Annotated in this window: 19 protein-coding genes, 1 tRNA gene, 1 pseudogene and 1 riboswitch; of the genes and pseudogenes, 15 read left to right on the top strand and 6 right to left on the bottom strand. The window is 69.3% G+C overall.

Translation table 11 applies throughout. The features are described from left to right. The 8 genes from ACFYSH_RS15805 (at nt 1) to ACFYSH_RS15770 (ending at nt 9,349) form a co-directional block, all read left to right on the top strand. Nucleotides 1-1,017, top strand: a complete 1,017-nt coding sequence (locus ACFYSH_RS15805; protein ID WP_359471906.1) for a transglycosylase family protein — start codon at nt 1-3, stop codon at nt 1,015-1,017. 290 nt (nt 1,018-1,307) lie between these two features. Then, a riboswitch (cyclic di-AMP (ydaO/yuaA leader) is annotated at nt 1,308-1,477 on the top strand. Further along, nucleotides 1,478-2,170: a transglycosylase family protein gene (locus ACFYSH_RS15800; RefSeq protein ID WP_359471909.1), complete on the top strand. Its 693-nt coding sequence runs from the start codon at nt 1,478-1,480 to the stop codon at nt 2,168-2,170. Between the two features lie 325 nt (nt 2,171-2,495). After that, nucleotides 2,496-3,782: a phosphopyruvate hydratase gene (gene eno, locus ACFYSH_RS15795; protein WP_356880541.1), complete on the top strand. Its 1,287-nt coding sequence runs from the start codon at nt 2,496-2,498 to the stop codon at nt 3,780-3,782. A gap of 94 nt (nt 3,783-3,876) precedes the next feature. Then, nucleotides 3,877-4,347: a septum formation initiator family protein gene (locus ACFYSH_RS15790; RefSeq protein WP_359471912.1), complete on the top strand. Its 471-nt coding sequence runs from the start codon at nt 3,877-3,879 to the stop codon at nt 4,345-4,347. Between the two features lie 64 nt (nt 4,348-4,411). Continuing rightward, nucleotides 4,412-4,960: a DUF501 domain-containing protein gene (locus ACFYSH_RS15785; protein ID WP_359472061.1), complete on the top strand. Its 549-nt coding sequence runs from the start codon at nt 4,412-4,414 to the stop codon at nt 4,958-4,960. A 35-nt stretch (nt 4,961-4,995) separates the two neighbouring features. Then, entirely contained in the window at nt 4,996-5,937 is a 942-nt protein-coding gene (locus ACFYSH_RS15780) for a Ppx/GppA phosphatase family protein (RefSeq protein WP_359471914.1), read from the top strand. A gap of 436 nt (nt 5,938-6,373) precedes the next feature. Then, nucleotides 6,374-7,771, top strand: coding sequence for an NAD(P)/FAD-dependent oxidoreductase (locus ACFYSH_RS15775; RefSeq protein WP_359471916.1), 1,398 nt, complete (start codon nt 6,374-6,376; stop codon nt 7,769-7,771). Nucleotides 7,772-8,044: 273 nt separating this feature from the next. Beyond that, a complete protein-coding gene (locus tag ACFYSH_RS15770) occupies nt 8,045-9,349 on the top strand; it encodes a class I SAM-dependent methyltransferase (protein ID WP_388752917.1) in 1,305 nt (434 codons plus the stop codon). Between the two features lie 59 nt (nt 9,350-9,408). On the opposite strand, the gene ACFYSH_RS15765 is transcribed toward ACFYSH_RS15770, so the two are convergent. Together ACFYSH_RS15765 and ACFYSH_RS15760 are read right to left on the bottom strand one after the other, a co-directional pair. Beyond that, complete coding sequence (locus ACFYSH_RS15765; RefSeq protein ID WP_359471920.1) at nt 9,409-11,937, bottom strand: FtsX-like permease family protein; 2,529 nt, start codon at nt 11,935-11,937, stop codon at nt 9,409-9,411. A gap of 60 nt (nt 11,938-11,997) precedes the next feature. After that, a complete protein-coding gene (locus tag ACFYSH_RS15760) occupies nt 11,998-12,807 on the bottom strand; it encodes an ABC transporter ATP-binding protein (RefSeq protein WP_388752913.1) in 810 nt (269 codons plus the stop codon). A 289-nt stretch (nt 12,808-13,096) separates the two neighbouring features. On the opposite strand from ACFYSH_RS15760, the gene ACFYSH_RS15755 reads away from it, so the two are divergent. The 3 genes from ACFYSH_RS15755 (at nt 13,097) to ACFYSH_RS15745 (ending at nt 15,984) form a co-directional block, all read left to right on the top strand. After that, nucleotides 13,097-13,243: a hypothetical protein gene (locus tag ACFYSH_RS15755; RefSeq protein WP_388752910.1), complete on the top strand. Its 147-nt coding sequence runs from the start codon at nt 13,097-13,099 to the stop codon at nt 13,241-13,243. Further along, nucleotides 13,240-15,648: a glycoside hydrolase family 2 protein gene (locus tag ACFYSH_RS15750; RefSeq protein ID WP_388752907.1), complete on the top strand. Its 2,409-nt coding sequence runs from the start codon at nt 13,240-13,242 to the stop codon at nt 15,646-15,648. The genes ACFYSH_RS15755 and ACFYSH_RS15750 overlap by 4 nt, the downstream gene beginning before the upstream one ends. Nucleotides 15,649-15,897: 249 nt before the next feature. Beyond that, nucleotides 15,898-15,984 (top strand) — tRNA-Leu (locus tag ACFYSH_RS15745). 136 nt (nt 15,985-16,120) lie between these two features. On the opposite strand, the gene ACFYSH_RS15740 is transcribed toward ACFYSH_RS15745, so the two are convergent. Next, the gene (locus ACFYSH_RS15740) at nt 16,121-16,330 is read right to left on the bottom strand and encodes a hypothetical protein (protein ID WP_388752904.1); all 210 of its coding nucleotides are present in this window, start codon (nt 16,328-16,330) and stop codon (nt 16,121-16,123) included. On the opposite strand from ACFYSH_RS15740, the gene ACFYSH_RS15735 reads away from it, so the two are divergent. From ACFYSH_RS15735 to ACFYSH_RS15725, 3 genes are all read left to right on the top strand, one after another. After that, entirely contained in the window at nt 16,329-16,817 is a 489-nt protein-coding gene (locus ACFYSH_RS15735; protein ID WP_388752902.1) for a hypothetical protein, read from the top strand. The genes ACFYSH_RS15740 and ACFYSH_RS15735 overlap by 2 nt on opposite strands. Nucleotides 16,818-17,012: 195 nt before the next feature. Beyond that, the gene (locus ACFYSH_RS15730) at nt 17,013-17,900 is read left to right on the top strand and encodes a Bax inhibitor-1/YccA family protein (RefSeq protein WP_388752899.1); all 888 of its coding nucleotides are present in this window, start codon (nt 17,013-17,015) and stop codon (nt 17,898-17,900) included. 143 nt (nt 17,901-18,043) lie between these two features. Further along, the gene (locus ACFYSH_RS15725; RefSeq protein WP_359471932.1) at nt 18,044-18,373 is read left to right on the top strand and encodes a hypothetical protein; all 330 of its coding nucleotides are present in this window, start codon (nt 18,044-18,046) and stop codon (nt 18,371-18,373) included. Here ACFYSH_RS15725 and ACFYSH_RS15720 read toward each other — a convergent pair. Then, nucleotides 18,370-19,227 (bottom strand): hypothetical protein, encoded by an 858-nt coding sequence (locus tag ACFYSH_RS15720; RefSeq protein ID WP_359471934.1) that lies wholly within the window; start codon nt 19,225-19,227, stop codon nt 18,370-18,372. The two genes, ACFYSH_RS15725 and ACFYSH_RS15720, sit on opposite strands and share 4 nt — an antisense overlap. 488 nt (nt 19,228-19,715) lie before the next feature. Between ACFYSH_RS15720 and ACFYSH_RS15715 the strand changes: the two are divergent. Next, nucleotides 19,716-19,899: pseudogene (locus tag ACFYSH_RS15715) on the top strand (IS5/IS1182 family transposase); the annotation flags it as partial. 110 nt (nt 19,900-20,009) lie between these two features. Here the strand turns inward: ACFYSH_RS15715 and ACFYSH_RS15710 are convergent. Together ACFYSH_RS15710 and ACFYSH_RS15705 are read right to left on the bottom strand one after the other, a co-directional pair. After that, nucleotides 20,010-20,684: an ankyrin repeat domain-containing protein gene (locus ACFYSH_RS15710; RefSeq protein WP_359471936.1), complete on the bottom strand. Its 675-nt coding sequence runs from the start codon at nt 20,682-20,684 to the stop codon at nt 20,010-20,012. A gap of 118 nt (nt 20,685-20,802) precedes the next feature. After that, nucleotides 20,803-21,069: a hypothetical protein gene (locus ACFYSH_RS15705; protein ID WP_388752895.1), complete on the bottom strand. Its 267-nt coding sequence runs from the start codon at nt 21,067-21,069 to the stop codon at nt 20,803-20,805. Nucleotides 21,070-21,466: the final 397 nt, after the last annotated feature.

The following is a 21,466-nucleotide window of genomic DNA, read 5'->3' as shown; positions in this document are numbered from 1 at the left end:
ATGGGCTCCGCGACCGGCAGACACCGTCGCCCCCGCCAGGCACCCGCCATCGTCGTCGCCGCCGGCGTCACGGGATCGGCCATCGCCATCCCGCTGCTCGGCGCCGGCAGCGCACAAGCCGCAGACGCGTCGACCTGGGACCGGGTCGCCGAGTGCGAGAGCGGCGGCATGTGGAGTGCCGACCTCGGCAACGGCTACTACGGCGGCCTGCAGCTCTCGCAGGACACGTGGTCGGACTACGACGGCACGGACTACGCGCCCCGTCCCGACCTCGCGAGCCGCTCGCAGCAGATAGCTGTCGCGGAGAAGGTGCTGGACGACAAGGGCCCCCAGGCGTGGGCCAGCTGCTCGGTGATCTCCGGGCTCGCCCTGGACGAGGGGCTGCCCGGTGTCGACCCGGGCGACGAGCCGTCCGCCGAGCCCTCGGACACCGTGACCCCGTCCGGGACCCCCTCGCCCGAGGCGTCGGACCCGGCGGACGAGAAGGCGGACACGGACGAGGACTCGACCGGCACCGAGGACGCCCGGAACGCCGACGGCTCCGACGACGCGACGGACGACTCCGAGGGCGGCGTGGACGACAGCACGGCCGGCGGCACGGCGGGCCGGGACGACGTGGCCGGCACCTCGCCGTCCGCCGGCCCGTCCCCCGAGACGCCCGGTGCGTCGAAGGGTGACGGAACGACGGGTGGGAAGCACCGCGGAGTCCCGGCCCCCGAGGCGAGCGCCGAAGCCGGTTCGGGCGACGGGCGGGACGCCGGACGGCACGCCTCGCGTGGCGACTCCGGGGCGCGTCAGGGCGTCGAAGGGACCACGTACACCGTCCGCGAGGGCGACAACCTCTGGGCGATCGCCGACGAGCAGGAGCTCTCCGGCGGCTGGTCCGCGCTCTACGAGGCGAACAAGGACGAGCTGGGCTCCGACCCGGACCTGATCCTTCCCGGCCAGAACCTGGACCTCGGTCTCACCGGGGCGGGCGCACAAAGCGAACCGGCGGAGACCACCGCCACCGACTGAGCAGAAGCGCGAAAATGCTCCCGAAACAGGGGCAGTTCAGAGGCCTATGTCCACTTATGCGTAAGTGAGACATGGGTCTCTTTGCTTCAACTGGCGCGTCCCGTCCGTCCGATCCGTCCATATTGGCTCCGACCTGCGAAAACGACGCGACCTGCCGGGCCGGTACGTGCTGATTGGTCGTTATGTCCATCTTTGAATGTGGGGGTTGCGTGTGTCTACGGTCGGAGCCGCTCGCACCGCGGGCACCTTCGACCGTCACGCCGAATCCTGCCGTCGGCCGAAGGGGACCGACGCGTAAAGCGCCGTAGGCAGGAGCGGGGGACCCAGGTAGGCGCCGGACCCGGCCGTCGGAAGACGGGCGGGCGCGGCTAGGGGTGAAGTCGTCCGCGGGAGCGGGTGACCGGGCAACTCACAGGCCCGAACCCGACAGCTCACCTCGTAGGCGTCGGTGAGGAGAACCATGCTGCTTTCCAGCAAGGGCAAGCACCGTCGCCCGTCCAAGGCCGTCCGCATCGCGACCCTGGCCGGTGTCACCGGTGCCGCCGTCGCCGTACCGCTCATGGGTGCGACCGGCGCCTCTGCCGCCTCCGTCGACACCTGGGACGCCGTCGCCCAGTGCGAGTCCGGTGGCAACTGGTCCATCAACACCGGCAACGGCTACTACGGTGGCCTGCAGTTCTCGCAGTCCAGCTGGGCAGCGGCCGGCGGCACCCAGTACGCCGCCCGCGCCGACCTGGCCACCAAGGGTCAGCAGATAGCCGCCGCCGAGAAGCTCCTCGACCTGCAGGGCCCGGGTGCCTGGGCCTGCGCCGGTGCCGGCGGTCTGACGAACGACGGTGTCGACCCGGGTGTCGACACCGGCTCCGAGAAGAACGGCGACACGGCCCCTCAGGCCGCGCCGGAGCGCAAGGCCGAGCAGCCGACCACGCGCAGCGAGAAGCGTGAGGCCCCCGCGAAGACCGTCACCACCCCGACCGGCCAGAAGGTCGAGAAGGGCGACGGCGAGTACGAGGTGAAGGCCGGCGACACCCTCGGCAAGATCGCCGACGCGAAGAAGGTCAAGGGCGGCTGGGAGAAGCTCTTCGAGCTGAACGACGACATCGTCGACGACGCCGACCTGATCTTCCCGGGTCAGCAGCTCCACCTGAAGTAACCGTCAGGAGCCCGGGGCCCCCTCCTGCCCCGGAGGCCCGGCCCGGCGCGCCGCCCCCGCGTGCCGGGCCGGCGCCGTTTCCGGCCCCCGTCACGGGTGCGGACACGGCTCCGGCCGGAGGTCCGACGTGAGGGGGAGCGTTCAGTTCTTGTGGTTACTTACCAGTAGAATTTCGGGGCTTTGCCCGTAATGCAGGTCCTTGGGTCCTTTTTCGTCCCAGGGGACGGGCGGACGGCCGACGGAGCGGGCCGAGCCGGTTAGGCTCGTGGCGCAAGGCCACAGTAACCCTGCACAACCAGTGTCAGATCCCAGAAGGAGATGCCTCGTGCCGTCCATCGACGTCGTCGTAGCCAGGGAAATCCTCGACTCCCGGGGGAACCCCACGGTCGAGGTCGAGGTCGGCCTCGACGACGGCAGCACGGGACGTGCTGCTGTTCCCTCCGGAGCCTCCACCGGAGCGTTCGAGGCCATCGAGCTTCGCGACGGTGACCCCAACCGTTACCAGGGCAAGGGCGTCGAGAAGGCCGTCCTCGCCGTGATCGAGCAGATCGGCCCGGAGCTCGTCGGTTACGACGCCACCGAGCAGCGCCTCATCGACCAGGCGATGTTCGACCTGGACGCGACCGAGAACAAGGGCTCGCTCGGCGCCAACGCCATCCTCGGTGTCTCGCTGGCCGTGGCGCACGCCGCGTCAGAGGCCTCCGACCTCCCGCTGTTCCGCTACCTCGGCGGCCCGAACGCGCACCTGCTGCCCGTGCCGATGATGAACATCCTGAACGGCGGCTCGCACGCCGACTCCAACGTGGACATCCAGGAGTTCATGATCGCGCCGATCGGCGCCGAGTCCTTCTCCGAAGCCCTTCGCTGGGGCGCGGAGATCTACCACACGCTGAAGAAGGTCCTGAAGACCAAGGGCCTGTCCACCGGTCTCGGTGACGAGGGCGGCTTCGCCCCGAACCTCGAGTCCAACCGTGCCGCCCTCGACCTCATCATCGAGGCCGTCAAGGAGGCCGGCTACGTCCCGGGCCGTGACATCGCGCTCGCGCTCGACGTCGCCGCGTCCGAGTTCTACAAGGACGGCGTCTACGAGTTCGAGGGCAAGTCCCGCTCGGCCGCCGAGATGACCGAGTACTACGAGGAGCTCGTCTCCGCGTACCCGCTGGTCTCCATCGAGGACCCGCTGTACGAGGACGACTGGGCGGGCTGGAAGGTCATCACCGACAAGCTCGGCTCCAAGGTGCAGATCGTCGGTGACGACCTGTTCGTCACCAACCCCGAGCGCCTCGCCCGTGGCATCGAGGAGGGCTCGGCCAACGCCCTGCTCGTCAAGGTCAACCAGATCGGTTCGCTGACCGAGACGCTGGACGCCGTCGAGCTGGCCCAGCGCAACGGGTTCAAGTGCATGATGTCCCACCGCTCCGGTGAGACCGAGGACGTCACCATCGCCGACCTCGCCGTCGCCGTGAACTGTGGTCAGATCAAGACCGGCGCCCCGGCGCGCTCGGACCGTGTCGCCAAGTACAACCAGCTGCTGCGCATCGAGGAGATCCTCGACGACGCCGCGGTGTACGCCGGCCGTTCGGCGTTCCCGCGGTTCCGCTTCGAGGGCTGACAGCCCGCGTCCGGAGCACCAGCCTCCGTCCGTCCCCGCATCCGGTCCCGTACCGTGTGCGGGGACGGACGTGCGTAACGGGGAGGCGTGAGACATGGCCGGGAAGGACCGCGACCGGTTCTCCACCGCTACCAGGCTGCGACTGCTCGGTGAGCAGACGGCGGCCCGTGTCTACCGGTCCCAGAGCCGCCGGCAGGCCCGTCGCTCCCGGCTCACCGGCCGGGCCGCGTTCCTCGCGCTGATCGTCTGCTCCCTGGTGGTGGCCCTCGCGTATCCGATGCGCCAGTACATCTCCCAGCGTGACCAGATCGCGGAGCAGGAGAGGCTGTCGCAGGAGACCCGCGAACGGACCGAGGAGCTGCGCGACGAGAAGGCGCGGCTCAAGGACGACGCGTACATCCGCCGTCTCGCGCGCCAGCACCTCCACTACGTGCTGCCCGGGGAGACCGGTTATACGGTGGTCGACCCGGACGCGGCCGAGGTGCGGCGGGGAGAGCCGGGGGCGACGGGGCGGCCGTGGCACTCGAACCTCTGGGACGGCGTCGACAGCGCGGACCGCGAATGAGCACCGGCCGTCCCCCGTGTACGTACCGATTCATACAGTCCGACCGATGACATTCAAGGCAGGCATGGACACGCCCCCTCCGCAGACCGAATCCACCACGCCCACCGATGTGGACATCGCCGCGTTCGAACTCCAGCTGGGCCGGCCGCCGCGTGGGCTGCGCGCCATCGCGCACCGCTGCCCGTGCGGCAACCCGGACGTGGTCGAGACGCAGCCCCGACTCGAGGACGGCACGCCGTTCCCGACGACGTATTACCTGACCTGCCCGCGTGCCGCGTCCGCGATCGGCACGCTGGAGGCCAACGGGGTCATGAAGGAGATGACCGAGCGGCTCGCCACGGACCCCGAGCTGGCCGCCGCGTACCGCGCCGCCCACGAGGACTACCTCGCGCGGCGCGACGCCATCGAGGTCCTGGAGGGCTTCCCGAGCGCGGGCGGCATGCCGGACCGGGTGAAGTGCCTGCACGTCCTGGTCGGCCACTCGCTGGTGGCGGGCCCCGGTGTGAATCCGCTGGGCGACGAGGCGATCGCGATGCTGCCCGAGTGGTGGGCCAAGGGGCCGTGCGTCACCCCGTGCGGGGCCGACGACGCCGGGTCCGACGCGTCGTCCTGAATTCCTCGCGCCACACGTACGACCACAGGAGCCCCATGACCCGCGTTGCCGCCATCGACTGCGGTACCAACTCCGTCCGCCTGCTCGTCGCGGACCTGGACCCCACCACCGGGGACTTCACCGAGCTCGACCGCCGGATGAGGATCGTCCGGCTGGGCCAGGGAGTCGACCGGACCGGCCGGCTGGCCCCGGAGGCGCTCGAGCGCACCTTCGACGCATGCCGTGAGTACGCGGCCGCGATCGAGGAGCTCGGCGCCGAACGGGTCCGGTTCGTCGCCACGTCCGCCTCGCGGGACGCGGAGAACAGCGACACGTTCGTCCGCGGCGTCGTGGACATCCTGGGGGTCGAGCCCGAGGTCGTCACCGGGGACCAGGAGGCGCAGCTCTCCTTCGACGGCGCCACCAAGGAACTGGTGGGCAGTGATCACCTGGAGAAGCCGTACCTCGTCGTGGACATCGGCGGCGGCTCCACCGAGTTCGTCGTCGGTGACGACCGGGTCCGCGCCGCCCGGTCGGTGGACATCGGCTGCGTCCGCATGACCGAACGTCACCTCGTGGTGGACGGGGCCGTCGTGGATCCGCCCACACCCGACCGGATCGCCGCGATCCGTGCGGACATCGGTGCCGCCCTGGAGCTGGCCGGGGAGACCGTTCCGGTCTCCTCGGCGGCGACGCTCGTCGGCCTGGCGGGGACGGTCACCACTGTCGCGGCGATGGCGCTCGGGCTGGAGGAGTACGACTCGGCGGCCATCCACCACTCGCGGGTCTCCGTCGAGCAGGTCCGGGAGATCACCGAGCGGCTGGTCGCCTCGACGCACGAGGAGCGTGCGGCGATTCCCGCGATGCATCCGGGCCGGGTCGACGTGATCGCCTCGGGGGCGCTCGTCCTGCTCGCGGTGATGGAGCGGGCAGGGGCCCGCGAGGTCGTCGTCAGCGAGCACGACATCCTCGACGGGATCGCCTGGTCGATCGGCTGATCACAGCACTGCCGCTGGGGCGGTGAGGTGCCGCTCAGACGCATCCCCGCCTGCACCTTTGAGCTAGGGCCTCTCTTTTGGGGGGCCTTTCGCGGGGGCCCGCCACAAAGTTCGTGAACTTCTTCACAAGGAATTCGGCCCCTCTGGCGGAAGTTCTCTCTCCGAGGGGCCGTGCGGGGCGGCCGTGAGGTCGCTCCGCAGGGAGGCGGGGAGGTTTCGCAGGTGCGGCAAGAGCATGTCCAGGACGGGTGGTTCACCGCGTCGGGCGCCTCAAGGGCCAGCTCACAAGTGGTGAACAACGTTCGCCAGGGCGTCGTGGTTCCCCGTTCACACCATGACCTGGGTCACGTGGGCGGCGAAGTGTAGCAGAGGGTGGCGGATACCTTGTGAAGGGGCTCACGAGCATGCCCCCCGAGGGGGGTGGATACTCGATGGCATGAGCACCACGGAGCGTCCCAGGATCCTCGTTGTAGGCGGTGGGTACGTAGGCCTGTACGCAGCTCGTCGCATTCTGAAGAAGATGCGGTATGGAGAGGCGACCGTCACGGTCGTCGACCCGCGCTCGTACATGACGTACCAGCCCTTCCTCCCCGAAGCTGCTGCCGGCAGCATCTCGCCTCGGCATGTCGTCGTCCCGCTGCGACGCGTGCTGCCCAAGGCAGAGGTTCTCACCGGCCGTGTCACGACCATCGATCAGGACCGCAAGGTCGCCACGGTCGCGCCGCTCGTCGGCGAGGCCTACGAGCTGCCCTTCGACTACCTGGTCATCGCGATGGGCGCGGTCTCCCGTACCTTCCCGATCCCCGGCCTCGCCGAACAGGGCATCGGCATGAAGGGCATCGAGGAGTCCATCGGTCTGCGCAACCACGTCCTCGAGCAGCTGGACAAGGCCGACTCGACGACCGATGAGGACGTCCGCCGCAAGGCGCTGACGTTCGTCTTCGTGGGCGGCGGCTTCGCCGGTGCGGAGACCATCGGCGAGGTCGAGGACATGGCCCGCGACGCCGCGAAGTACTACACGAGCGTGAAGCGCGAGGACATGCGCTTCATCCTGGTCGACGCGGCCGACAAGATCCTTCCCGAGGTCGGCCCGAAGCTGGGCGCGTACGGCAAGGAGCACCTGGAGAGCCGTGGTGTCGAGGTCTACCTCTCGACCTCCATGGACTCCTGCGTCGACGGCCACGTGGTGCTGAAGAACGGCCTCGAGGTCGACTCCAGCACGATCGTGTGGACGGCCGGCGTGAAGCCGAACCCGGCGCTGGCCCGCTTCGGTCTGCCGCTCGGTCCGCGTGGTCACGTGGACACCTCCGAGAAGCTCCAGGTGCAGGGCACCGACTACATCTGGGCCGCGGGCGACAACGCCCAGGTGCCGGACATGGTCGGCCGCCGCGCTGGCAACCCGAACGCCTGGTGCCCGCCGAACGCCCAGCACGCGCTGCGTCAGGCCAAGGTCCTCGGCGACAACGTCATCTCCGGTATGCGGGGCTTCCCGCAGAAGGAGTACAGCCACGCCAACAAGGGTGCGGTGGCCGGACTCGGCCTGCACAAGGGCGTCGCGATGATCGTCATGGGCAAGGTGAAGATCAAGCTCAAGGGCCGTCTCGCCTGGTACATGCACCGCGGCTACCACGGCATGGCGATGCCGACCTGGAACCGTAAGATCCGGATCTTCGCCGACTGGACGCTGGCGATGTTCCTGAAGCGCGAGGTCGTCTCGCTCGGTGCCATGGAGACTCCGCGCGAGGAGTTCTACGAGGCCGCCAAGCCGAGTCCCGCCCCCGTCGCGGCCAAGGCCGACGGCGACAAGGCCGGCGAGAAGGCCAAGGCCTCCTAGGCCCAGCACGTCACCGAAGGGGTCGTCCGCCATCCGTGGTGCGGACGGCCCCTTCGGCGTTCCTGGAACACGCCCTAATGCCGTGGCTGATGCGGCACTAGATGGTGCACGCAGGTACTTTGCCGTTCCGTTGCCCGGAAACGGGATGCCGTGGGTGCCGGACGGCGTTGACGCCGGTGTACCTCGCCGTGGCCCCGAGGTGTCGCGGCCCGGTCCGGGTGCGTATATGCGAATTTAGGCACGTTCGGAAACACCACCACGGAGGTGTGCACCATGGCTGACGCCGCATCGCGGCTGACCGCTCTTGCCGAAGAGTTGCTGGGAGAACCCCTGCCGGTCCGCATCCGGGCCTGGGACGGCAGCGAATCCGGGCCGCCGGGTGCCCCCGCCCTCGTCCTGCGCCACCGCCGCGCCCTGCGTCGGCTGCTCTGGAAACCGGGCGAGCTGGGCCTGGCCCGCGCCTGGGTGGCCGGTGAGATCGACGTGGACGGGGATCTGTACGCGGTCCTCGACGCACTCGCCGCGCTGCTCTGGGAACGCGGGGCCGACGCGAAGGACACCGTGCACCCCGTACGGGATGCGAAGGTACGGGCGTTCGCCCGCGGTCTCGTCCAACTGGCCGGCCCCTGGCCACCGCCACCCCCGCCCCCCGAGGAGATCCGCCGCCGTACCGGCGCGCTCCACACCAAGCGCCGGGACAAGGAGGCCATCAGCCACCACTACGACGTGGGCAACGACTTCTACGCGATGGTCCTCGGCCCGTCCATGGTCTACTCCTGCGCCTACTGGCAGGAGGGCGGCACACTCGAGGACGCCCAGCGCGACAAGCTCGACCTCGTCTGCCGCAAGCTCGCACTGAAGGAGGGTGATCGCCTCCTCGACGTCGGCTGCGGCTGGGGTTCCATGGCGATCCACGCCGCGCGTGAGTACGGCGCCCGGGTGACCGGAGTGACCCTCTCCACCGAACAGGCGGCGTTCGCCCGCAAACGGATCGCCGAAGAGGGCCTCACCGACCGGATCGAGATCCGCGTCCAGGACTACCGCGACGTCCGGGACGGTCCGTACGACGCCGTCTCCTCGATCGGCATGGCGGAGCACGTGGGTTCGGTCCGTTTCCGGGAGTACGCCGACGACCTCTACGCGCTCCTCAAGCCTGGGGGCCGGCTGCTCAACCATCAGATCGCCCGCCGCCCCGAGAGGGACGAGTCGGCCTACCACGTCGACGACTTCATCGACGCCTACGTCTTCCCCGACGGTGAACTGGCCCCGGTGGGCCGCACCGTCGCCACCCTGGAGGAGGCCGGCTTCGAGGCCCGGGACGTCGAGGCGATCCGCGAGCACTACGCACTGACCCTGCGCCAGTGGGTGGCCAACCTGGAGAAGCACTGGAAGGAGGCCGTACGGGCCACCTCGCCCGGGCGGGCCAGGGTGTGGCGGCTCTACATGGCGGCCTCCGCGCTCTCCTTCGAGCACAACAAGATCGGCGTCAACCAGATCCTCGCGGTGCGTCCGCACACGGGCGGCGCGGCGGTCATGCCGCTGCGGGCCCGTGACTGGACGGCGTCGGCGAACGGCTGAACAGGGAACGCGCGAGGGCCGGTACCCGCACCGCGGGTACCGGCCCTCACGTCGTACGGCTACTCCGTCTTGATCGCGGTCAGCATGTTCAGCTTCGCGCCGCTACGGGCCGGCCACAGCGAGGCCAGCACACCCACGAGCCCCGCCAGCGCCAGGAAGAGTGCGAGCCGGTCCCACGGGATGACCAGGGCGTAAGCCGGGATCGACGCGGACACGCTCTTTCCGATCGCCCAGCCGAGGAACGTACCGAGGGCGACTCCGACCACCGCTCCGAAGAGCGAGATGACGACGGCCTCCAGCCGGATCATGCGCTTGACCCTGCGCCGGTCCAGGCCGATCGCCCGCAGCATGCCGATCTCCTGCTGGCGTTCGAAGACCGACATGGCCAGCGTGTTGACGACGCCGAGGACGGCGATGAGCAGGGCCATGGCCAGCAGCGCGTACATGATGTTCAGCGCGGTGTTGATGAAGCCGCCGAACATGTCCCGGATGCCCTGGCGGTCCACGACGCTCATCGCCGGGTTGTCGCCGAGCGCGTCGATCACGGCCTGCTCGTTGGCGTCGCTCTCGCCGCCGTCCATGGTCAGCCAGATCTCGCGGATGTCGGCGAGGCCCGCGTGCGGGGCGACGACCTCCTCGGATATGAGGACCGGGGAGAGGAACTCGTTGCCCTCGTAGAGCGCGCCGACCTTCAGGGTCTCCTTCTTCTCGTCGTCGAACGTCACGGGCACGCTGTCGCCGGTCTTCCAGCCGTGCGACTTCGCGGTCTCGCGGTCGACGGCGATCTCACCGTCCTTCAGGGAGGACAGCGAGCCGGAGACCGTCTTCAGGGCGAAGACCTTCTCGATGTCGCCCGGGGTGACTCCGGAGGCCGAGACGCCGTCGTCACCGGTGGTGAGCCAGACGGACCGCTGGGGCGAGGCCGCCGCGACGCCGTCAGCCGTGCGCAGGGCGGTGAGGGCCGACTCGTCGAGCGCGTCCCCGCTGGCCATCGAGACCATGTAGTGGGCCTGGATGTTGTCCGTGGTCATCTTGTCGATGGCCTGGCCGAGCGTGACGCCGAGCACGGAGATACCGGTGACCAGGGTGAGCCCGATCGCCAGCGCGGAGGCGGTGGCTCCGGTGCGGCGCGGATTGCGGACCGCGTTCTGCGCGGCCAGCTTGCCGGAGACCCCGAACAGCCGCAGCATGAGCGGACGCGCCAGGGCGATCACCGGCCGGGAGAGCAGCGGGATGAGCACGATGACACCGATGAGCGCGAGGAAGGCCCCGCCACCGAGGAGCCACCGGCCGTTCTCGTCGCCCTGAGCGGCACCGGCGACGATCGCGGCGGATCCGAGGAGGGTGAGGACCCCGCCGATCGAGTTCCGTACGACCAGCGACTTGGTGGTGGCCACCGCGTGCACGCTGTTCATCGCCGCCACCGGCGGGATCTTGGCGGCGCGACGGGCGGGCAGCCAGGCGGCGAACACGGTGATCAGCACGCCGACGGCGAAGGCGGAGACGACCGCGGTGGGGGAGACGACCAACGGACCGGACGGGATCTTCCCGCCGAACATGCCCATCGCGGAGCGCAGCCCCGTGGCGAGGCCGACGCCGAGCAGGAAGCCGATCACCGAGGCGATCAGACCGACCACACCCGCCTCGAGCAGGATGGCCCGCTTGACCTGCCGGCGGGACGCGCCGACGGCGCGCATCAGGGCGAGTTCCCTGGTGCGCTGGGCGACGAGCATGGTGAAGGTGTTGGTGATCAGGAACACACCGACGAAGAGCGCGATGGCGGCGAAGGCCAGCAGCATCGAGTTGAGGCTCTTGAGGCTGTTCTCGGTCCTCTCGGCCTCCTCGTCCGCGAGGGCCGCTCCGGTCTTGGCCTCGGCGTACTCCGGGAGGAGGGGCTTCACGGCGTCCAGCAGCCGCTGGTCGGACGTGCCGGCCGCGGCGGTCACGGTGACGTCCTTGAACTCGCCGGGTCGCAGATAGAGCTGCTGGGCGACCTCGGTGTCGAAGAGGACCAGGCTGCCGCCCGCGTTCACGGCGCCGTCCTCGGTGGTGAAGATCCCGGAGAGGGTGTACTCCTTCACCGGCCCGTTGGTGGCGACCCGCACCGGCTCACCCACGCGGTACTCGCCCTTGCTCGCGGTCTCCTTGTCGAGGGCGACCTGGCCGGCCTTCAGCGGCCCCGTGCCCTCGGTGAAGGCGTACTGCGCGTCCTTGCCGTCGGTGCCGGGGGAGAAGTTGGAACCGGTGTTGGACCAGCCGTCGCCGATGAGTCTGCCGCCGGTGTCGGCGACGCCGGCGAAGCCGGAGACCCGGCCGGTGGCCTCCGCCACGCCGTCGAGTTCCTGGATCTTCTTGAGCGTGGCCTCGTCGACGGCGGGGATGTCCTCGTCGCCGCGCTCGGCCCACGTCGTGACGGCGACGGCCACCTTGTCGTAGTTCTTGGCGGACTGGTTACGGAAGGCGTTGCCGAGGGTGTCGGTGAAGACCAGGGTGCCGGAGACGAAGGCGACGCCGAGCATCACGGCGAGCACGGTCATCAGCAGCCTGGCCTTGTGCGCAAGCACATTGCGCACGGCGGTACGGAACATGAAGTCGATTCCTGGGGGGAGTTCGGAGTGCGGAAAGGTCGTGCGGCAGCCGCTGAGGCGTCAGCTGGTGCGGCCCTTCGCGTCGAACGCCTTCATCCGGTCGAGGACCCCGTCGGCGGTGGGGTTCATCATCTGGTCGACGACCGCGCCGTCCGCGAGGAAGATCACGCGGTCCGCGTAGGAAGCGGCCACCGGGTCGTGGGTCACCATCACCACGGTCTGGCCGAGCTCACGCACCGAGTTGCGCAGGAAGCCGAGGACCTCCGCGCCGGAGCGGGAGTCGAGGTTCCCGGTCGGCTCGTCACCGAAGATGATCTGCGGCTGCGAGGCCAGGGCGCGGGCGACCGCCACGCGCTGCTGCTGGCCGCCGGAGAGCTCCGTGGGGCGGTGCTTCAGCCGCTCGGAGAGGCCCACCATGTCGATGACCTTCTGGAGCCAGGCGGCATCGGGCTTACGGCCGGCGATGTCCATCGGGAGGGTGATGTTCTCCAGGGCGGTCAGCGTCGGCAGCAGGTTGAAGGCCTGGAAGATGAAGCCGATCTTGTCCCGGCGCAGCTGCGTGAGCTGCTTGTCCTTCAGCGTCCCCAGCTCGGTCTCGCCGATGCGTACGGAGCCGCTGCTGAAGCTGTCGAGACCGGCCACGCAGTGCATCAGCGTGGACTTCCCGGAGCCCGACGGGCCCATGATCGCGGTGAACTCCCCCTGCGGGAAGTCCACGCTCACGCGGTCGAGGGCGACCACCTGGGTCTCACCCTGGCCGTAGACCTTCGACAACTCCGTGGCGCGGGCGGCGACCGCGGTGGTGCGGTGAACGGTGGTGGTGGTCACAGGGGTACTCCTGGTTCGGCTGGATCGCGGGGACCCCTCCATCGTGACCGCTGTGTCCTGCCGGGTCGTCAGTCCTCGTGCCCGTTCCCGGGGCCCTCTTGAGTCGCATCTCCGCGGGGCCCGCGTACGTCTGAGGTAGGAGGCCGACCCTGACACACTCGCCGCGACCGCCTGCACGGGAGGCGGCTCGCTGCCGCGCGACGAGACGCTCCACACGACCGGCACCCAGGGCCCGGTCTACGAGACCCTGTTCCCTTTCGACCCGGACGAAGGCAAGCTGACGCCCTGGCTCGCCGAGTCGGGCAGCTGGACCGACGTCAGGACGTACGAGGTGAAGCTGCGCCAGAAGGTCTTCGGCAACCACCCCTGCACCCGCACGCTCCTGGCCGCGGTGCCCCGGCTGAACCTGCCCTGGACGTCCGCCGAACCCGTGGAGGCCTGCGCCGGACTCCCCGACTGCGGAAGGACCCCCGCGTGACCCCCCGCCACCTGCCCCTGCACGACGGCTGGACACTCGTCGCCGACGGCCCCGCACCCGTGGAGATCCCCACCGGCGGCGTCCCGGCGACCGTCCCCGGCTGCGTCCACACCGACCTGCTGGCCGCCGGGCTGATCGACGACCCCTACCTCGACGACAACGAGAAGCGGCTCGGCTGGATCGGCCGCACCGACTGGACGTACCGCACCGCCTTCACCTGGTCGGCCGACGAGCACGAGTCCACCGACCTGTGCTTCGACGGCCTCGACACCGTCGCCACGGTCCTGGTCAACGGCACCGAGGCCGGCTCCACCGCCAACCAGCACCGCGGCTACCGCTTCCCCGTCCGGCAGCTGCTGCGCGAGGGCCTCAACACCCTCGACGTACGCTTCACCGCTCCGTACACCTACGCCGAGACGATGCGCGACGGACTCGGCGATCTGCCGGGCGCGTACAGCGAGCCGTACCCCTTCATCCGCAAGATGGCCTGCAACTTCGGCTGGGACTGGGGGCCGACCCTGGTCACCTCCGGCATCTGGCGGTCGGTCGCGCTGGAGTCCTGGACCGGCCCGCGCATCGCCGAGGTGAAGGTCCTCGCCGACCTCGACGGGAACGGGGTGCCGCGCCTGGCGCTCACCCTCGACGTCGACCGAGCCGGTGACGAGGAGCTGACGGCAACGGTCGCGGTGGTGGGCGTACGCGCCGTCCTCACCGTCCCGCCGGGTGAGCGCCGGGTCACCCACACCCTCTCCGTCCCGGACGCCGAGGTCTGGTGGCCGCACAGCCACGGCGAACAGCCGCTGTACGACGTCACCGTGAGGCTCGGCGAGGACGACACCTGGGCCGGCCGGACCGGCTTCCGAGGCGTCACCCTGGAGCGCGACGCGTTCCGCGTCCTGGTCAACGACGAGCCCGTCTTCGTACGCGGTGTGAACTGGATCCCCGACGACTGTTTCCCGGCCCGCGTCACCCGGCAGCGGATCTCCGACCGCTTCGACCAGGCGATCGCCATGGGCGTCAACCTGATCCGCGTCTGGGGCGGCGGCCTCTACGAGAGCGACGACTTCTACGAGCTGGCCGACGAGAAGGGGCTGCTGGTCTGGCAGGACTTCCCGTTCGCCTGCTCCGCCTACCCGGAGGAGCAGCCGCTGTACGACGAGGTGGCCGCCGAGGTGCGCGAGAACCTCGTCCGGCTCGCCCCGCACCCCTCCCTGGTGCTGTGGTGCGGCAACAACGAGAACCTGGAGGGTCACGCGGACTGGGGCTGGCAGGAGGAGCTGGAGGGCCGCACCTGGGGCCACGGGTACTACCACGAGCTGCTGCCCGCCCTGTGTGCCGACATCGACCCCACCCGCCCGTACTGGCCCGGTTCGCCCTACTCCGGCTCCCCCGAGCTGCCCCCGAACGACCCAGCCCTGGGCACGGTCCACCTGTGGGAGGTGTGGAACCGGGTCGACTACACCCATTACGCCGACACCGCCCACCGCTTCGTCGCGGAGTTCGGCTTCCAGGGCCCGCCCGCGTACGCGACCCTGCGCCGTGCCGTCAGCGGTCCGCTGGACCTGGGCGCCCCGCTGATCGCCCATCACCAGAAGGCGGAGGACGGCGACGCCAAGCTGCTGCGCGGACTGGGTGACCACCTTCCGCAGCCGGCGTCCTTCGACGACTGGCACTGGCTCACCCAGCTGAACCAGGCCCGCGCGGTCGCCTTCGGCATCCGCCACTTCCGCTCGCACAGTCCGTACTGCATGGGCGCGATCGTCTGGCAGCTCAACGACTGCTGGCCGGTCGTGTCCTGGGCGGCCGTGGACGGCGACGGCCGCCGCAAGCCGCTCTGGTACGCCCTGCGCTCCGCGTACGCCGACCGTCTTGTCGCCGTACGCGACGGTGTCCTGCACCTGGTCAACGACTCGGCCCACCCGTGGGAGGGCACGCTGCGGCTGACCCGGCGCTCCCTGGACGGCGTGGTCCTGGCGGAGGAGACGGCCGAGGTGGGAACGGCGGCCCGCGCGGTCACCCGGGTGCCCCTGCCGCCGTCGGTCGCCGAGCCGGAGGACGGCACCCGCGAGGTGCTGGTGGCGGAGCTCGGTGAGCTGCGGGCGGTCGAGTTCTACGAGGAGGACACCCGTCTCGCACTGCCGCCGGCGCGGTATGACGTCACCGTCACCGACGGTGACGCATCGGGCATCGGCTACCGGGTCACGGTGAAGGCGCGGACGCTGCTGCGCGATCTCGCGCTCTTCCCCGACCGGCTGGACCCGGCGGCCGAGGTGGACGACATGCTCGTCACCCTGCTGCCCGGCGAGAGCACCGTGTTCCATGTCACGGGCGCGGTGCTGAAGGACCCGAAGGCGCTGGGTTCACCGCCTGTACTCCGGTGCGTCAACGACACCGTCCACGGGTGAGGTGGCGGGCCCTGGCGAAGGATGGCGCGGCCCATGGCGTGTGGGCCGTACGGGTGCGGCGAGTTTCCGTCATTCCCGTTTGCCAGGGTTCGTGCCCATCGATCGGGTGGGGCGTGTGCTGATACGGCCCGTAGTGTCTGACGGACCCTCACACGATCAATAAAATAAGACAACATCGAGCGCCTGTTCCGCTGTTCGAGGGAAGCCCCCGGATAGGGTCCTGTGGCAAACGCGGAGCCGCGCGCCCACGCCCGGGTGGTGGAATGCAGACACGGCGAGCTTAAACCTCGCTGCCTCCTCGGGGGCGTGCCGGTTCGAGTCCGGCTCCGGGCACCACCGCACCGCGTGGGCGCCCGATCCGCCTTCCTCCGCTCCGGCCGCCATCTCCTGCCGGCCGGCCTCCGGTGGGCACGCGTGCCTGGTGCCGGATGGTCACTCTGTGTGCGCCGGGGCGGTTCTCGCGGTCGCGGATTCAGCGGAGCCGGTCGAGCATCCAGGTGCGGTACCGCTCGCGGACGTACACGCGATGGTCGGCGTCGGTGACCAGTTCGGCCCCCCCGGGAGGTCTGCCCCGTGTGCCGCCGCGCTCCCTCTCCGAAGCGATGTTCCACTCCGGCCCCCGGATGCTGGGCGCACCACCCCGCGCCGGACCGTGGGGGGCCTGCTGGGAGACTCCCGGCATGGACACCACACCCGAGCACATGAGCGCCCGGTCGGCGGTCGGTTGGACCGTCGCGCTCACCGGCCTGGGAGCGCTCACGGGATTCGCCTGGGACGGCCCGTTCCTCGCCTTCGCCTGCGCCCTGTCCCTGGGCGGCGGTGCCGCCCTGGGCGGGGTCCTGTTCCGCCGCCGTATGGCCGCGAGCATCCGGGAGGGGCAGGGGAAGGCCGCCGCGCGCGGCTACGCCGACGGGATCGGCGACATGGTGGTGCTGGGCGTCTCCGCCTACGAGGCCGCCGTCTTCCCGCTGGCCGGCCGCGACGCGGTGGATCCGGCCGAGCGCGCGGCGCGCCGTACGGCCGCCTATCGCGTCACGGCGGCCGAAGGGATTCCGCACCATGTCCGGGAGGCCGCGGCGGCGGCTCTGGAAGCGATCGACGAGGAGCGGGACGGCGAGGCCCGGTCCTCCCTCGCGGACCTCATCAAGGCCGTCCACGGCCAGCGCTGACGTGCCTGACCGTGGCCGGAGCTCCCGCCGCCTCCCTTTTGCGGATCAGTCCGGAGGGTACGAGGGTTTCCGTACGACCCCGGAGGGATGGGACCGTCGGATTCCATGAAGATCCTCCTCCGGTATTAGGGTCATTGTTTTGCCTACCCATTACTCTTGACGCAAGGCCGCGCAAGGTGGCCATGGAGGAGTGAAATGAGGAGCAGCAACCCGGTCTTCTCGCGACGGGGGTTCAGCCGCGACAACGGCTACGCGGGCTTCAACGCGGCGCCGCAGGCCGGGGTCCCCGCAGCGGGTGCCAACCCGTACGCGCAGGGCACCGCCGCCAACCCGTACGCCACGAACCCCTACGCCCAGCAGGACACCCAGTACGGCGCCCCGCAGGCGCCCGCGCGCTCCGGCGCGATGACGATCGACGACGTCGTCACCCGTACGGCGATGACGCTGGGCACCGTGGTGCTCACCGCCGCGCTCTCCTGGGCCCTGCTGCCGGTCGACGAGGCCAATCTCGGCAAGTCGTACGGCATCGCGATCGGCGCCGCCCTGGTGGCGTTCGTCTTCGCGATGATCCAGTCCTTCAAGCGCAAGGCCTCGCCGGCGCTGATCCTGGCCTACGCGGCCTTCGAGGGTGTCTTCCTCGGAGTGATCTCCAGCGCGGTCAGCACCTACATCAGCCCCGGCACGGTGATGCAGGCGGTGATGGGCACCATGTGTGTCTTCGCCGGTGTGCTCATCGCGTACAAGATGCGCTGGATCCGCGTCACCCGCCGTTTCTACGGCTTCGTGATGGCCGCCGCCATGGGCTTCGTGCTCCTGATGATGGTCAACCTGCTGTTCAGCGTGTTCGGCGGCGGTGACGGCCTGGGCTTCCGCAGCGGCGGCCTCGGCATCCTCTTCGGCGTCATCGGCATCATCCTCGGTGCGTGCTTCCTGGCCCTGGACTTCAAGCAGGTCGAGGACGGCATCAACTTCGGCGCACCGCGCGAGGAGTCCTGGCTGGCGGCCTTCGGCCTCACCCTGACCCTGGTGTGGATCTACCTGGAGATGCTGCGTCTGCTCTCCATCCTCAACGGGGACGACTGACCTCGTAGGCACGACGACGGGACGGGCCCGCACGCGCATCGCGCGTGCGGGCCCGTCCCGTTTCGCCGTCGCGGGGAGCGTGTGCCTCGGTGGAGCCGCAGGCGCGTTGGCCCCCGTCGGTCCGGGGCGCGTAGGGTCGCGACGTGCTCGATACGACCCCCCTGATCGCCGCCGTGGACCGATTCGCCGACCGACTCCGGAGTACCCCGCAGAGCCGGCTGCAGCGCGGCGTGGCCGCCGAGGCCCTGGAGACGGCCAGGGAGCTGTCCGCGCGGGCCCAGCGCGCCGAGGCGCCGGACCGGGAGCCGAGGATCATGCCCGACGTCGGGATATTCGCGGTCGGTGACCAGCTCGCGGTCGCGGGCCGGGACCTGGCCGTGGCACTGGAAACGGCCTCGTCCCAGGAGCTGGACGAGGCCGTGCGGCGTGTCGAGGAGGCGGCGGCGCGGGCGTTCGCACCCGAACCTCGCTAGAACGAGGCGATGACGCGGTCGGCGAGGATGTAGACGTTCTCCTTGCCGCACGAGAACGTCAGCGCGTAGGCGCCGGAGACGCCGGAACCTCCCAGCAGCACCGGCTGCTCACCGGAGCGCAACGAGTCGGCGAGCCGCTCGGCGGTCTCCCGGTGCCCTGGTGTCATGCAGAGCGTGGTGCCGTCGGCGAAGACGTAGACATCGAGCGTCCCGAGGGGGCCGGGGCGTACGTCGGTGAGCTCCGTGGCGGTATCGGCGAGCCTTTCCAGCCTGTTCACGGTACGCTCATGGTCGGTGACGACGGGTGTCTGCACGGGGACGAAGTCCGGGTGCGAGGGGTGGCGGCGACGGGCTGCGGCCAGCTCGGGGGAGTCCTCGGCGAATTCCGCGTACTCGGCGACCTCGACGGCCTCCGGGAGGTCGGTGAAGTCGGTCAGCTCCGCCAGCTCCGCCAGCTCCTCCAAGGCCTCACCGGCTTCGAGGTCCATCGCCTCCAGGCCCGCGAAGTCGGTCTGCCGGGGCATGAAGAACGGGGCGTCGTCGCCGAGGCCGCCGAGCAGTGACGGGGCGTCTGCGGCGTCGCGTGCCTCCTGGGCCGCCCAGAAGGCGCGGGCCTCGGCGAGCTCGCGCTCCCGCTCTTCGGCGAGGGCGTCGGCTACGGCCGCGCGTATCTCCTCGGCGGGTGTGCCGGAGCTGCGACTGTGCTGTTCGGGCACGGACGCCTGCAGGCTTCGTCCCTCCGCCAGCTCCGTGCGCAGGGCGGTGACCTGCTTGCGCAGCCCGTGAGCAGCGTGCAGAGCGGCGGCGCCGACGGCCGTGGCAGCGGCGGTGGTCAGCAACAGGGCAAACGGCATGACGCTCACTGACATACTCCCGGTTTCAATCGACACCCCCGACTTCCTACATCAGCTTGCTCTGTGCCGATGCCTGCTGTCAGTGCATTACGTCACGAATTGGACAGGTCTTTGGGCCCGGTTGTGGGGCCTGTGGTGGGTGTGACCTGCAGAAATGTCTCTCCCCCGGGACGCAGATCACATCCTGGGGGAGATTCGATCACGATCGGAGCTCGGGTCGGTTGAAAGCTGCCCCACGAGGAGGCCCTGACCTGCCCAGGAGCTCGGAGCCTGTTGTCTTTCCGAGTCTGGTGACTGCGTTTCCCTGGTCAGGGATAGAGGTGGCGTCCGTGTGGGAGTGATGGATCGTCGTTTCGTCGCTCCCGTGGAGGTCGCGGATGCCGTCGGTTGTCGGACTGCTGGAACAGCACGAGCTTGCCGCCTGTCGTCGCGTGGACGGGCTGCGCGAGGAAGCCGACCGCATCCAGGCCGAACTCGCGGCGGCCGAGGCGGTTCTGCCGATCCGGGGGCTGCGAGGGCGACCTCGCCGTAAGCCGCAGCACTTGTATGCCGAGCGGGGCAACGACTTCGGCAAGTACCGCCGCCTGCCGCAGAAGCGCGGCATCAGACCGATGATCGCCCGACGTGACGTGTCCTACCCTCGGGCTCGGCAAGGTCCGTCGGGCGGTAGAGGATCAGCCCGTCAGTCCTGTCGAGCCAACGCGCAACCAGAGCTACCAGTTCCGGCGCACCGCTGAGCCCCGTCTCAACCGAAAGGCCAGTTCGCATTCTGAAACGATCAGTTATGAGAGGTCCCGTGCTCGCTCGATGACCTCCCTGACCAGGGAAAATTCTTCAGGGCTGCCACGGCGATTAACGGGGGACGTCACTTCGGTTCTCGCCATGCCCCTCGTCACGGATTCCAATACCTCGTCATCCGGCCTCGCACCTCTTGTCAGAAGAAGCTGCACTGTTTCTAGATGCCCGCTCTCGGCCGCACTGGACAGAGGGCTGTGCCTTGTTTGAATTCCAAGTTTTTCGGCGACGCCTTCAACCAACTGTAGTTCTATTGCAAGATTGGGTGAGGCTCCCCGGTCCAGCAGTAGCCTCACCATTCCAACATCGCCTTGCGCGGCAGCGAGTATTAATGGTGTGGTTTGATCGAGACTGCCTGGACCGTCGGGAGGCGCACCCGAGTCGAGGAGATGTTGAGCTATCTCGCGCATACCTCGGGGTGCGGCGTATCGTAGCGCATACGTCTCGTGGTATTCGCCCATTGTGGAATTAGGGTCAGCTCCGGCGGCCAAGAGAATTCGTACCACGTCGGGATGATTGTTCCAGACGGCCTGATCGAGAGCGGTGCGACTCCTGTCGGTTTCGCGTAGGTCGGGGGAAACGCCCGACGTCAATACCTCAGCGACCTGCTGTGCGTCCCCAGAAGCAGCAGCCTGACGTAGTACACGGGCGACATTGTTCACTTCCAATTTATTCTTTTCTGTAGGTGGCGAGTTGTGCAGGCAAAGAAAACTGAAAAGGGCAGAGGGCTGCCGCTTAGATCTCGGCGCGGCAGCCCCCGGACTCCTTATGCGCCTAGACTTACTGTGGTCCCGGGTACATTGTAATGACTTCGTTGGTGGGGCCGTCCCCGTATTGTTCGACAACCAGCGTCACCTGGGTGGCGGCAGCGCCGTTGCCGTGCGAAGTGGACTTAGTTCCTGCCCCTCCGAAAGTAAACGTCTTTTCGAAGTAACCTGTACTGTTGAGCTTCCACTTGTCGGCGCTCGTCATCCCCGCCTCCCAGATCTTTTGCAGATCAGGCCACTTAATGCCGTTGTCGACGAGGAAGCGGATCGCGTCGACCATCTGCCTGCCGGTGGCGGTAGCTTTCCGGCTGCCCGCCACGGCCCTCCAGCGAGCCGGGAACCGGCATCACGGCACGGACCTCGGCCACTTCCGGTCCGTCATGTCCGAGGGGTAATGACGAGCCCGCTCACCATGGTCGGCGGCGTTCCCGTACATGTGGGCGAGACAGTCACACGACGGAGTGCCCGAGTTGGACTCCACCAACACCGGCACGCAAGGCTGAGGCGCAGGGCCTCCTGACGCTCGAATGGACTTCAACACCCATGAGCTGTTCGGGAGGCCCTACTTTCATTCCCCGGCCACGAGTCGATCACCCAACCGGGCACCCAAGTTCGACCCGCGATCGAACCTCTCGGTACGACAACGCCTTCTCAGCCCGGCGGGCTCAGCTCAGCCG

The sequence above is a fragment of the Streptomyces sp. NPDC005791 genome (assembly GCF_042871485.1).
Taxonomy (GTDB): domain Bacteria; phylum Actinomycetota; class Actinomycetes; order Streptomycetales; family Streptomycetaceae; genus Streptomyces.
Note: the sequence above shows the minus strand (reverse complement) of the source record. Positions and strands in the feature narration are given on the sequence as shown.